At 47.1% G+C, this 13,784-nt stretch carries 12 protein-coding genes; all 12 read left to right on the forward strand.

The features are described 5' to 3' along the window. The first annotated feature begins 78 nt into the window (after window positions 1-78). The 12 genes from glpK to AC27IJ_RS22750 all read left to right on the forward strand — a co-directional run bounded on the left by glpK (window position 79) and on the right by AC27IJ_RS22750 (window position 13,471). Window positions 79-1,578: a glycerol kinase GlpK gene (gene glpK, locus AC27IJ_RS22695; RefSeq protein WP_312440967.1), complete on the forward strand. Its 1,500-nt coding sequence runs from the start codon at window positions 79-81 to the stop codon at window positions 1,576-1,578. Between the two features lie 18 nt (window positions 1,579-1,596). Beyond that, entirely contained in the window at window positions 1,597-2,289 is a 693-nt protein-coding gene (locus AC27IJ_RS22700; RefSeq protein WP_312440968.1) for an MgtC/SapB family protein, read from the forward strand. A gap of 193 nt (window positions 2,290-2,482) precedes the next feature. Further along, the gene (locus AC27IJ_RS22705; protein WP_312502388.1) at window positions 2,483-3,919 is read left to right on the forward strand and encodes an NAD(P)/FAD-dependent oxidoreductase; all 1,437 of its coding nucleotides are present in this window, start codon (window positions 2,483-2,485) and stop codon (window positions 3,917-3,919) included. Window positions 3,920-3,932: 13 nt separating this feature from the next. After that, window positions 3,933-5,198, forward strand: a complete 1,266-nt coding sequence (locus AC27IJ_RS22710) for an NAD(P)/FAD-dependent oxidoreductase (protein ID WP_312502387.1) — start codon at window positions 3,933-3,935, stop codon at window positions 5,196-5,198. Window position 5,199: 1 nt separating this feature from the next. Beyond that, complete coding sequence (locus AC27IJ_RS22715) at window positions 5,200-5,562, forward strand: DUF1667 domain-containing protein (protein ID WP_312440971.1); 363 nt, start codon at window positions 5,200-5,202, stop codon at window positions 5,560-5,562. A gap of 249 nt (window positions 5,563-5,811) precedes the next feature. Continuing rightward, window positions 5,812-6,543, forward strand: coding sequence for a glycerophosphodiester phosphodiesterase (locus AC27IJ_RS22720; protein ID WP_312440972.1), 732 nt, complete (start codon window positions 5,812-5,814; stop codon window positions 6,541-6,543). A gap of 189 nt (window positions 6,544-6,732) precedes the next feature. Continuing rightward, entirely contained in the window at window positions 6,733-7,293 is a 561-nt protein-coding gene (locus AC27IJ_RS22725; protein ID WP_312440973.1) for a glycerol-3-phosphate responsive antiterminator, read from the forward strand. A 12-nt stretch (window positions 7,294-7,305) separates the two neighbouring features. Then, complete coding sequence (locus AC27IJ_RS22730; RefSeq protein WP_312440974.1) at window positions 7,306-8,205, forward strand: fumarylacetoacetate hydrolase family protein; 900 nt, start codon at window positions 7,306-7,308, stop codon at window positions 8,203-8,205. Window positions 8,206-8,461: 256 nt separating this feature from the next. Continuing rightward, window positions 8,462-9,109 (forward strand): TetR/AcrR family transcriptional regulator, encoded by a 648-nt coding sequence (locus AC27IJ_RS22735; RefSeq protein WP_487150916.1) that lies wholly within the window; start codon window positions 8,462-8,464, stop codon window positions 9,107-9,109. Next, a complete protein-coding gene (locus AC27IJ_RS22740) occupies window positions 9,102-10,403 on the forward strand; it encodes an MFS transporter (protein WP_487150918.1) in 1,302 nt (433 codons plus the stop codon). The genes AC27IJ_RS22735 and AC27IJ_RS22740 overlap by 8 nt, the downstream gene beginning before the upstream one ends. Next, window positions 10,388-12,709, forward strand: a complete 2,322-nt coding sequence (locus AC27IJ_RS22745; protein WP_487150920.1) for an FtsX-like permease family protein — start codon at window positions 10,388-10,390, stop codon at window positions 12,707-12,709. The genes AC27IJ_RS22740 and AC27IJ_RS22745 overlap by 16 nt, the downstream gene beginning before the upstream one ends. Before the next feature lie 3 nt (window positions 12,710-12,712). Beyond that, on the forward strand, window positions 12,713-13,471 hold the full coding sequence (locus AC27IJ_RS22750) for an ABC transporter ATP-binding protein (protein ID WP_487150922.1): 759 nt from the start codon (window positions 12,713-12,715) through the stop codon (window positions 13,469-13,471). The last annotated feature ends 313 nt before the right edge of the window (window positions 13,472-13,784 follow it).

Consider the following 13,784-nt stretch of genomic DNA (forward strand, 5'->3'; position numbering starts at 1 on the left):
CAAGGCTCTTTCTTTATTCCTTGAGAAAAAATTAACAAGGAATAAAATCGGGGGCGATTACTGGAAGGGGAAGGTACTATGGGAAGATATGTCATTGCCTTAGATCAGGGCACGACAAGTTCCAGATGTATTCTGTTCGATGAGCAGGGGAACATCTGCAGTGCAGCACAAAAAGAGTTTACACAGATTTTTCCGGAGCCGGGCTGGGTGGAGCATGACCCCATGGAGATCTGGTCTTCACAGCTCTCCGTGACCATGGAGGCCATGGGAAAGATTGGGGCCCATTACAGCGATATTGCTGCAATCGGGATCACGAACCAGAGGGAGACTACGGTGGTCTGGGATAAGGAGACAGGGGAACCGGTCTATCATGCGATTGTATGGCAGTGCCGAAGGACCGCGGACAGGATCGAGAAGCTGAAGCATGACGGCCTGGAGGAGCTTATCATTGAAAGGACCGGACTGATTCCTGACGCATATTTTTCAGGAAGCAAGATCGAGTGGATCCTGGATCATGTAGAGGGGGCGAGAGAACGGGCTGAACGTGGGGAACTGCTGTTTGGAACCGTGGATACCTGGCTGATCTGGAACCTGACCAAGGGCTGCATCCATGTAACGGATTATACCAATGCATCCAGAACCATGCTTTTTGATATACACAGGAAGTGCTGGGATGAAGAGATTCTTAATTATTTCCACATTCCCAGATGCATGCTGCCAGAGGTGAAGCCTTCAAGCTGTGTGTACGGCTACACCTCTTCGGATGTCATGGGAGGAAAGATCCCCATTGCCGGAGCGGCAGGCGACCAGCAGGCCGCATTGTTCGGCCAGTGCTGCTTTGAAGCAGGGGAAGTGAAGAACACCTATGGAACCGGCTGCTTCCTCCTGATGAATACAGGAGAAAAGGCGGTGAAGTCCGGGCATGGGCTTTTGACCACCATAGCTGCCAGCGACCAGGGGGGTATCCAGTATGCCCTGGAAGGAAGCGTGTTCGTGGCAGGTGCTGCCGTGCAGTGGTTAAGGGATGAGATGCGGATGGTCCGTTCTGCCTCCCAGACAGAGGAATACTGCAGGGCAGTGGAGGATACAGGGGGCGTTTTCATGGTACCGGCTTTCGCAGGGCTTGGGGCACCTTATTGGGACCAGTACGCAAGAGGGACCATTGTGGGAGTGACCAGAGGGACCAGCAAGGAGCAGTTTATCCGGGCTACGGTGGAATCCATGGCCTATCAGGTCTATGATCTCATTGAAGCAATGGAACAGGATTCGGATATCCATTTAAAGCAGCTAAAGGTGGACGGGGGCGCCTGCGCCAACAATTTTCTTATGCAGTTTCAGTCGGATCTTTTAAACACAGAGATTGTAAGGCCGGAGTGCATTGAGACGACTGCTCTTGGAGCCGCGTACCTGGCCGGGCTTGCGGTTGGCTATTGGAAGAGCCGTGAAGAAATCAAGGCAAACTGGAAGGTATCCAGGGCCTTTGACAGTCAGATGGAGGAGAAAAGCAGGACTAAGCTGGTAAAAGGCTGGAAGAGAGCGGTAAAATGCGCGCTCTACTGGTCACAAGAAGAGGAGTAGAACGTGGAGGGGTAGGACTTGGAGGGTACATATTTATTGTTTGGGGGAATTACCTTATCATACGTCATGATCCAGCTGGAGTATATGCTGCGCATTATAATGGCTGGCCTTTTGGGGTTTTTGATCGGTAATGAGAGAAAAAACAGGAACAAATCGGCTGGAATCCGGACCCACGCTATTGTGGCAATCGGTTCAGCTCTCATGATGGTGGTTTCCAAATATGGGTTTCCTGACATTCCCAACAGCGATGGGGCAAGGCTCGCGGCCCAGGTGGTCAGCGGAGTGGGATTTTTAGGTGCAGGGGTTATATTTGTACGGAACAATCTGGTAAATGGCTTAACGACGGCAGCCGGAATATGGGCTACCGCCGGGGTAGGGCTGGCTCTTGGGGCGGGCCAGTACATTGTGGGCATATTGTCTGCGGTACTCATTATTGTCATGCAGACTCTGACCCACCGGATCAGCTATTTTGCCCAGGTGGCTTCCTGCGGCTGCTTACGGATGACCATAGCGCAAAAATCCGGAGCAGTAAAAAACATGGAAGAGTTTCTGGAGAGAGAAAAGGTCGAGATCGCTTCTGTGAAAATCAACAAGAATAAAAAGGATGAGATCAAACTGGTATTTGAAGTCATTTATCCGCCGGGCTTTGACAAGGGAGCCCTTCTTTCCAAGCTGGCAGAGGAGAATACAGTCATGGCAGTCAGCGAATAAGAGAAGGGGAGGCCCAGGCAGAAAAATCTTGACAATCCGGTCAGGATTATGCTAGCATTAAGATAATAAAATAAAAAACCTTTGAGATGAAAGAGTAAGGGAATAGAACGGAGGAATCCGTTTATTTTCCTTACTCTTTTTTATATGATTTTCACTTAAAAGGGTGACCATTACGGATATGGAGGAGAAGAACATGATGGAAATGAATTACGATGCAGCGATCATTGGCGGCGGCGTAATCGGCTGTGCAATTGCGAGAGAACTGGCGCGCTATGACCTTAGCATCTGTGTCATTGAGCGAGAGGAGGATGTCTGTTCCGGCACGTCAAAGGCCAACAGCGCCATTGTACACGGAGGATATGATGCGGTGCCCGGTTCCTTAAAGGCGAGATTCAATGTAGAGGGCAACCGGATGATGGGAGAGCTTTCAGAGGAGCTTGATTTCCCAATGACCCGGAATGGCTCTCTGGTGCTTTGTTTTTCTGAGGAAGATATACCCGCTCTTAAGGAGCTTTATGAGAAAGGCATAAAAAACGGAGTCCCCGGTTTATCCATCCTTTCCGGCAATGAGGTGAGAGCCATGGAACCCAATGTGACAGAGACGGTTGTGGCAGCCCTTTATGCGCCTACAGGGGGGATCGTATGCCCCTTTGGTTTAACGATAGCATTGGCGGAGAACGCCTGTGACAACGGCGTGGATTTTTTATTTAATACTGAAGTAAAAGTTATTGAAAAGACGGAAAAAGGCTATGACTTAAAAACCGGAGAGGGGATCATCCATGCCACTTATGTGATCAACGCTGCCGGTGTTTATTCCGACGTATTCCATAACATGGTAAGCGGAGAGAAGATACACATCACAGCAAGAAAAGGGGATTACTGCCTGCTGGATAAGGAGGCAGGAACCCATGTGTCCCATACCATCTTCCAGCTTCCGGGCAAGATGGGAAAGGGTGTGCTGGTAACCCCTACGGTTCACGGCAACTTACTGATCGGGCCCACGGCAGCCGATGTGGAGGATAAAGAAGGCGTCAGCACAACCGCAAAGGAGCTGTCGGATATTATAGAGAAAGCCGCCTGGGGAGTAAAGAACATACCGTTCCGCCAGATCATCACCTCCTTTTCCGGCCTTCGTGCCCATGAGGATGGGGATGACTTTATCCTGGGTGAGGTTACTGATGCCGCCGGCTTCTTTGATGCGGCAGGCATAGAATCACCGGGGCTTACAAGCGCTCCTGCCATCGGCGTTTATATAGCCGGTCTGGTTGCAGAAAAGGCAAAGGCTTCCCGGAAGGAGAATTATAAGGCCACCCGGAGGGGAATCCTGGATCCGCAGAAGCTGTCTTTTGAAGAACGGGCGGCGCTTATTAAGAAGAATGCCCAGTACGGCACCATTATCTGCCGTTGCGAAGGGGTCAGTGAGGGAGAGATTGTGGATGCCATTACCCGGACCCTGGGAGCAGTTTCCTTAGACGGGATCAAACGCCGTGTCCGTGCCGGCATGGGACGGTGCCAGTCAGGCTTCTGTGCCCCTAAGACCATGGAAATCCTGGCAAGGGAAACAGACAGGAAGATGGAGGATATCTGCAAAAACAGGCCCGGCTCCAATATAGTGACCGGTCATAAATAAGGAGGACAGCAACATGACAGAGCATGATATAGTGATAATCGGAGGCGGTCCGGCAGGTCTTGCAGCGGCGGTAGCGGCAAAAAAGGCGGGCATTACGGATATATTGATCCTGGAAAGAGAAGCCTGTCTTGGCGGCATCTTAAACCAGTGCATTCATAATGGCTTTGGCCTGCATACCTTTAAAGAAGAATTAACTGGCCCGGAATATGCAGCCCGTTATATTGAGATGGCAGAGACGGAAAACATACCCTATAAATTAAATACCATGGTCCTTGATATCAGCAAGGACAAAGAAGTGACAGTCATCAACAGGGAAGATGGACTGTCAACTATAAAAGCCAAAGCCATAATCCTGGCAATGGGATGCAGGGAGCGCCCCAGAGGAGCCCTTAACATACCGGGCTACCGTCCGGCAGGAATCTATTCCGCAGGCACTGCCCAGAGATTAATGAATATCGAAGGCTTCAGCGTGGGGAAAGAGGTGGTGATTTTAGGTTCCGGAGATATCGGACTCATCATGGCCAGACGTATGACCCTGGAGGGCGCGAAGGTAAAGGTGGTGGCAGAGCTTATGCCATATTCCGGCGGCTTAAAGAGAAATATAGTCCAGTGTCTGGACGACTATGGAATTCCCTTAAAGCTCAGCCATACGGTAATAAACATTGAGGGCAAGGATAGGGTCACAGGCGTTACCCTTGCCCAGGTCGATGAAAACCGGAAGCCTATTCCAGGAACAGAGGAATATTATAGCTGCGATACTCTCCTTCTTTCCGTAGGTCTGATTCCGGAAAATGAACTTTCAAGGGGAGCCGGTGTCCGGATGAGCCAGGTGACGTTTGGTCCTGTAGTAGGCGACCAGCTGGAAACCAGCTCGGAAGGTATCTTTGCCTGTGGGAATGTGCTTCATGTTCATGATCTGGTTGATTATGTATCGGAGGAAGCCGCTTTGGCCGGAACGAGCGCTGCCGCTTACGTAAAAGCGGATGGAGAAAAAAAGGCTGCTCACAACCTGGAGCTGGCAGCTGAGAACGGAGTCCGCTATACGGTGCCTCAGATGATTGACGTGGAGAACATGGAGGATAAGGTCACGGTCCGTTTCCGCGTGGCTGACGTATACAAGGACCGCTTTATCAGTGTTTATTATGATGATACAAGGGTCTCCCATAAAAAGAAAAAGGTTCTGGCTCCGGGTGAGATGGAGCAGGTTGTATTAAGGAAAGACAGCTTTAAGGAATATCCGGAGCTTAAGAGAATCGTTGTCTGTACGGAGGTGGAATGATATGGAGGTAAGAGAAATGATCTGTATCCGCTGTCCTTTGGGCTGCCCTTTGACGGTACGCATGGAAGGGGACCAGGTGGAAGTGACAGGGAATTCCTGCAGCCGTGGGGAAGAATACGGAAAAAAAGAGGTTTTAAGCCCTACCAGAGTGGTGACTTCCTCGGTCCGCGTCATGGGCGGTGATCTGGAAATGGTACCGGTAAAGACAAAGGAGGACATTCCTAAGGATAAGATTTTTGCCTGCATGGAGGAAATCCGGAAGATGGAGGTTTCCGCACCTGTTTCCATTGGAGATGTGATCATTCCTGACTGTGCAGGAACCGGCGTCTCCATCGTTGCTACAAGGAACGTTGAAAAAGTATAATGTAATTTCCTGAAAATGGCCTCGTATTTGCCGTAAGCTGCCCTGATCCATTTTGGCAGCCTGCGGATTCACGAGGCTGTTTTGCATAAAAACAATGGAATCTGTGGAAAATTTATACTGGAAATGATATACTGGTAAAAGATGTTAGAGAAAGAGTAAAATGCCTTGCAGCATTCGCCGGATGCAGGAATGCAAACATTCCTGTGCCTGGCTCATTGCTTGCAGAAATATAAGGAAAGAGGGGTTGATATGAAGGTATTTGCACACAGGGGTTACAGTGGAAGATATCCGGAAAATACCATGCTGGCGTTTCGGAAGGCAGCAGAGACAGGCTGTGACGGGATCGAACTGGATGTACAGCTTACAAAGGATGGAACGGTGGTGGTGATCCATGACGAGAGCGTTGACCGGACCACAGATGGTACCGGCTTTGTGAAGGATTTCACTTATGAAGAACTGAAACAATTCAATGCGGATGCTGTCTGTGGAGGAATCCATGGATTCGAGCCTGTTCCGACCTTTGAAGAATACTGCAGATGGGTGAAGGATCAGGAGCTTATCACAAATATCGAAATCAAGACAGGCGTATATTATTATGAGGGTCTTGAAGAGAAAACCCTGGATCTGGTGCGCAAATACGGGCTTGAAGAAAAGGTTATCTTTTCTTCCTTTAACCATACTTCCATAATCTGCTTGAAGGAACTGGCTCCCGGGATCCGGTGCGGCGCTTTACTTGACCATCCGGGACTGGGAAATGCAGGATACTATTGTGACCGATATCATTTCGAATGCTACCACCCGGGGGTAAATGGATTAACAAAAGAGGCTGTGGAAAACTGTAAGAAATACGGAATCCAGGTGAATGTCTGGACGGTCAACGACATGTCCTTGCTGGAGCAGGTCTTTGAATGGGGTTGTGACGGGGTCATCAGCAACTTTCCGGAGGTCTGCAAGCGGTGGGTCCAGAGCAAAGAACTCTAGATAATAGTAGCAGGGGTGAGGCGTCTGGTTTCCAGAGACCGCAGCTCCTGCTAACTTGTATGAAAAAACGTTAAAATATTCTTTTCTTTCCTTGAAAAAGCAATAAAGGGTAAAAATTGCCTTGACGGTGGGGGAAAGGATTGATAAAGTAGAACGAGATCCATATTTTGTGGGTGTGGAGGAATATTGATGAAAGCGATAGAACTACTGGAGGCATCTCCGGTGATTGCGGCGGTTAAGGATGATGGTGGATTAAAGAGATGCTTTGATTCGGAATGCCAGGTGGTATTTATTCTGTATGGAAATATCTGCAATATCAGCAGCATTGTGAAGCAGATAAAGGAGCATGGGAAACATGCCATCGTTCATGCGGATCTGGCACAGGGCTTAAGCTCCAGGGAGATCGCTGTAGATTTTATTAAGCAGAATACTTATGCAGATGGGATTATCAGCACAAAGCCTCTTCTTGTAAAACGGGCGGTTGAGTTGGGCTTGGTTGGGGTACAGAGAACCTTTATCATAGATTCCCTTGCCATGAGTACGACAAAAAAGCAGATTGACACTTTTCATCCGGATCTGGTTGAAATTATGCCCGGGGTCATGCCCAAGGTACTCAAAGAGATCCGGGCCTATACGGATATTCCTATTATTGCAGGCGGGCTGATATCAGACAAAAAAGATATTATGGCGGCTTTTTCCGCAGGTGCGGATGCAATTTCCACCACAAAGGAAGAGTTATGGTTCATGTAAAAGGAGGATGTTATGAAATTAGTTACATACGAGGTTGACCGGAGAAAAGATATCGGGGTAGTGAGTAAGGACGAGATGTGGATCTTTCCTCTCAGGGCATTTGGTATGGAGTATAAGGAGATGCTGGAGGTCATTAAGGGTCTCACCCAGTCTGAGCTAGACTTACTGGAACATGCCTCCGGTCTGGATCCTTACAAGAGCAACATCGTTGGAGCTGCTATGATGAAAGAGGTCATGCTTTTGGCGCCCATCCGGACACCGGAGCAGGACATCATCTGTCTGGGGCTTAATTACATGGAACATGCCGAGGAGTCTGCCCGCTTTAAAAAAGAAGATTTTGACGGAACGCGTCCCAATGCCGTTTATTTTTCCAAGAGAGTGAATGAGGCGGTGAATCCATACGGGGAGATCTTAAGCCACAGCGATATGGTGGACAGCCTGGATTATGAGGCAGAATTAGGGGTTATCATTGGAAAGGATGCAAAGAATGTGGCTCCGGAACAGGTAAAGGATTATATTTTCGGATATACCATCATTAATGACGTCAGCGCCCGCAACGTGCAGAATGCCCATAAGCAGTGGTATTTTGGAAAAAGTCTTGACGGGTTCACCCCTATGGGCCCCTGTATTCTGACAACAGGCTCCATTTCTTATCCGCCGGAGCTTGACATTCAGTCAAAGGTTAATGGAGAGCTGAGACAAGACAGCAATACCCGTCTTATGATATTTAATATAGACCATATTGTCAGCGAATTGTCTAAGGGGATGACCCTTCGGGCAGGAACCATCATTTCCACCGGAACACCTAAGGGGGTTGGAATGGGGTTTGAACCGCCGAAGTTTTTAGCGGCAGGAGATGAAGTGGAATGCCTGATCGAGGGGATCGGGGCCATTAAGAATAAGGTTGTGTAAGATAATATAGGAATGCTGCTCATTCATTGGGCAGCATTTTTTATGCCACAGTAAGATTGAACCTCCTGCTGAGGGAATCTCTATAGATAGGATACCTTCTGTGCTAAAAAATGTAGGTCTGCAAACCGCAAATTGTTTAGATGCCATGGGGCTATGTATCGCAAAATATTAAAGTTTCATATTGACACACGCGATGGCGTATTCTATAATTAACTAGACTGAACGTCAGTCTAGTTAATTATAGAGGAGCGATGTTATGAGAATTATTAAAGACTCTGATGTGCGTAAGAATGAAATATTAGATGCCGCCGCAGACCTTTTTAACAGTGATGGCTTTGATGGAACGACCATCAGCGCCATTATAGAGAAGGCCGGAATAGCGCGGGGGACGATATACTATCATTTCAAATCAAAGGAAGATATTTTGGATGCCCTTATCCAGCGGCGCAACACGGAGCTTTTGACTGCGGCCAAACAGATTGCTGCGGATAAAAGTACTCCTGTGCTGGAACGGCTGCTCAGAACTTTTATGGCTATGAATGGTGATAAAGATGGCAAATCGGAACTCACCCGGCAGATGCACAAGCCGCAGAATGCTTTGATGCACCAGAAAACCCATCAGGCAATGATGGAAGGCATCCCGCCTATTCTTATGGAAATTATTGAGGACGGTATCAGTGAGGGCTTATTCAACACCCCTTATCCCTATGAGAGTTTGGAAATGATTGTGGCTCATGTCAATGCGGTTTTTGATGATTACACAGAGAAACTTACAGGTGAAGAACTTTTGGGGAGGGTTAAGGCGTTTATATTTAATCTGGAAAGATTGTTTGGTGCAGAGCCGGGAGGATTTGACAGGGTGATAGAACTATTTCAAATGGATGGAGTAATCGCCTATGAATAAGAATATGGGAAAACCATTTATAAAATTTGTCATGCTGTGCTTCGGCAGCTTTGTTGCCGCCATAGGCAGCGGTATTACATCTTTCGGGCTTGGTGTATATGTATTTGAGCAGACAGGGCTTGCGTCCTCCAGTACACTGATTATCTTGTTGGCTTTTTTACCGGGACTCCTGCTCACTCCGTTTGCGGGGGTGCTTGCGGATAAATATGACCGCAGGCTTTTAATGATACTCGGCGACGGGCTTTCCGCTTTGGGGCTTATCTATATCCTGATTTGTATGCTGAACGGCTCAGCGCTGCTTTGGCAGATCGGAATAGGCGTTACCATCAGTTCGGTTTTTTCTTCACTCATAGAACCGGCGTTCAAAGCTACAATTACTGACCTGCTAACGGAAGAAGAATACTCAAAAGCAAGCGGACTGGTACAACTATCCGGTTCCGCAAAGTTTTTGATCTCGCCACTCGTTGCGGGGTTTCTTCTACAGGTTTCAGATATAAAGCTGCTGCTTGTGATAGACATATGCACAATCTTTCTGACCGTGATGGTGACGTTTGTGGTACGAAAGGGGCTTGTTGCTAAAGCTGCCGAATATAAAGAATCTTTCTTCCATGAGTTTAGAACCGGACTGACTGCGCTCACCCAAAACCGTGGCGTTTTCACACTGGTTTTATCAGGAATCGGCATCTCTTTCTTTTTAGGCTGCATCCAGTCTCTTTATACGCCAATGATACTTGGATTTACCGACAGTTCGGTGCTGGGTGTTTCCACTACGATTTCCGCCATGGGTATGCTGGTAAGCAGCCTTATTCTTGGCACGGTTCCTATAAAAAAGGGCTTTACACAAATGCTTTTCGCCTCCCTCTTTTTGGCGGGTATCTTTATGGCAGGCTACGGGTTTAGAGAAAACATTATTTTAATCTGCATTTTTGGTTTTCTCTTTTTTTCAATGCTTCCATTTGCCAACACAAGCATTGATTATCTGATCCGTACCAATATCAGCAACGATGTTCAAGGCAGGGTTTGGGGACTGATCGGTATTATCTCCCAGCTTGGCTATGTGATTGCTTACAGCATTTTAGGTCCGCTTGCCGACTACGTATTTATCCCTTTGCTGGTAGAGGATGGCGCGCTGGCAAATAGCATGGGAAAGGTAATCGGCGTGGGAAGCGGCAGAGGCGTTGGATTATTGATTATGATAGCAGGTCTGTTGTTATCTGTAACGGCCATTCTTTTATACAATATTAAGTCCGTCAGGGGGCTGGAGCGGGGAGGTGAACTGTGTACAGAAAAATAATAATAAACGATGTAAAGAAAAGCAAACTGATTACAATCACCATTACCGCATTTATTCTTCTGGCGGCAATGCTTACCTCCCTTGCCGCGATATTATCGGTGAATTTGTTCTCTGCAATTAACAGTATGATGTTAAAAGCTCAAACGCCGCACTTTATGCAGATGCACTCCGGTGATATTGATATGAAACGGCTTTCTGCTTTTGCAGATACGGATAATAATGTAGAAGATTTTCAGGTGCTTTCCTTTCTCAACATTGAGGGCGCAGAGATTGTCATTGGTGAAAACTCCCTCGCCGGTTCCGTGCAGGATAACGGCCTTTCGGTGCAGAGCAAACGCTTTGATTTTTTGCTGGGCCTGGATGGCAATATTATTTACCCGGCCAAAGGAGAAATCTATGTTCCCATTTACTACATGAAGCAGAGGCTGGCAAGTATTGGCGACAGCATATCCATTCATGGCGTTTCCTTTACGATAGCCGGATTCCTGCGGGATTCTCAAATGAACGCTTCCATGATTTCCTCCAAGCGGTTTCTTATTAATGAAGAAGATTTTGAAAAAGTCAGGGAATTTGGAAAGCTGGAATATTTAATAGAGTTCCGCTTTAGCGACAGTTCCTCTGTTTCCGCTTTTGAATCCGGCTATATAGCCGCAGGACTTCCGGCAAACGGGCCTCCCGCCATCACCCATTCCCTGTTTAAGCTGGTAAATGCCCTTGATGACGGCATGATGATAGCGATGCTTATCCTTATCAGCGTCCTTGTGATCGTGATTAATTTCCTGTGCATACGTTTTACCCTGATTGCTAAGATAGAAGAGGATTACCGGGAAATTGGCGTATTAAAAGCCATCGGCCTGCGGGTTGGAATCATCAAAAAGCTCTATCTGGCGAAGTATGGCGCTCTCGCTGGATTTGCCTGCATAGCTGGATTCATCTTGTCCCTGTTCGCAAAAGAGCCTTTGATGGAGAATATTCGCCTGTATATGGGCGAGAGCAGCAGTTCCGGCCTCGGCACGGCATTTGGAATGATAGGCGCAGGGATTATCTTTTTCGTGGTGGTGCTTTATGTGAACGGCGTTTTGTGCCGCTTCAAAAAAGTATCAGCGGCAGAGGCCATACGCTTTGGAGCACCCCAGAGTGGCGTCAAAGCTGCGAAAAGCTTTCGGCTATCCGGCAGCAGGGGATTCTCACCGAATATTTTTCTTGGCATAAAGGATGTGCTTTCCCGAAAAAAACTTTACAGCACCATGTTTTTGGTGCTTGTTATTTCCTCGTTTCTGATGATTGTGCCTCAGAATATTTATAATACCATTTCCCAAAGAAACTTTATGACCTATATGGGCATTGGCGAATGTGATATGCGAATCGATATCCAGCAGACGGACGATATTGCGGGAAAAACAGCGGAGATAGCCGCCGTGATGGCGCGGGACACAGATATTAAAAAATACACGGTGCTGACCAGTTATATGTTTGATATGCAAATGGAGGACAGTATCACTGAAAAGCTCAAGGTTGAACTTGGCGACCAATCAGTGTTCCCTATTGAGTATTCGGCCGGCAGAGCCCCACAGAGTGAATCGGAAATTGCTATTTCATCATTAGTTGCGGGCGATCTTGAGAAAGGGCTTAATGATATTATCATGCTCACTATTGACGGTCAGGAAAAGCAGCTTGCCATAAGCGGGATATATTCTGATATCACCAATGGCGGCAAGACGGCAAAGGCTGTTTTTAAAACCAGTCAGGACAGTATCCTATGGAGTATTATTCCGGTTAAATTACAGGCTGATGCTGTCACAGATGAAAAGATAACCGGATACAAGGAACAGTTTTCCTATGCCAAGGTATCAGATATAGATGAATATATCGGCCAGACCTTTGGCGGGATTACTGCCGCTGTTAAAAAGGCTTCTTACGCCGCCATCGCCGCTGCCGCCATGCTCACTGTGCTGGTCACACTTCTTTTTATTAAAATGCTGGTGATAAAGGATAGATATCCTATTGCCGTTTTAAAATCCCTCGGCTTCAAAAAAGAAGATATTGGCAGGCAATATATGGTGAGGTCTGCCGCTGTGCTGGCAGCAGGCATTTTAATAGGCACTGTCTTGGCAAACACCTTGGGGGAACTGGTGGGTGTGGGCTTGATTTCATCTTTCGGCGCATCCACGTTCCGCTTTGATATAAACCCGTTGTTTGCCTACCTGTTTTCTCCCGCTTTAATGGCGGTTTGTGTCTATCTGGCAACACGGTTTGGCATTTCGGATATTTCCGGCCTGAAGATATCGGAATATATAAAGGAGTAGCCTATGAAGAAAATTCTAAGCGGAAAAAATATTATAAAAACCTATAGCATAGGACGGGAAGGGCCCAATGCACTCAATGGAGTGAATATAGAACTATTAACCGGAGAGTTCGTTGCAGTGATGGGGCCGTCCGGCTGCGGAAAGTCTACGCTGCTCTTTGTGTTAAGCGGTACAGATACCATCAACAGCGGTTCGATCCAATTTGACGGTAAGGAACTGAGCCGGCTAAATGAAAACGCACTGGCAGATATTCGCAGAACAAAGATGGGATTTGTATTCCAGCAGCCTGCCATGCTGAAAAATCTGAATATTTTGGATAATATCATTCTTTCCAGCTTACTGGAAAACAGAAAAAATACCGCCGGCATTATAAAAAAAGCGAAGACATTGTTAGAAAAAACCGGCATAACCGGGCTGGAAGAAAGAGACATTACCGAGGTTTCCGGCGGGCAGCTCCAACGCGCCTGTATCTGCCGTGCCCTTATGAACGAGCCGGAAATTTTATTTGCTGACGAACCTACCGGCGCACTTAACTCAAAATCATCGGAAGAAATTATGGAGCTGTTTTCAAATATCAACAAAAATGGCACGGCTGTTTTTCTTGTGACCCATGACGCAAAAGTAGCTTCCAGAGCTGACCGGGTGTTATTTATGAAAGACGGCGCTATTCAATCCGAACTTTTTTTGAAAAAGTTTAACGGACGTGACATTGAAAAACGATTGAATCAGGTTAATTTGCGGATGAGAGATTTTGAAATATAAGTTATCTACCTTAATCCTTGTCCTGATATTTTTACAGAAGCGGGGCGGTAAAGCAGTTTCCTTCAAAGGAAAAGGCTAAAATTGGCTCAAGGATTAAAATCGCTTGTCGTCTTACCATACTTCTCTTACAAAAATCCGGAAGAAAATCTGAAAATAAGATTTTTTTCCGGATTCTGCATATACTAAATATTTTCTTTTTGCAACTATCTCTTTCACTCCCCCATAAAGCCGGCGGAATATTCACAGCCGGACAGGACATGCCGACTGCTATTTATGCAGAAAATACTACCGGTTATGCAAAAAGCCGCCCTGA

The sequence above is a fragment of the Lacrimispora sp. YZC11 genome, assembly GCF_057543815.1.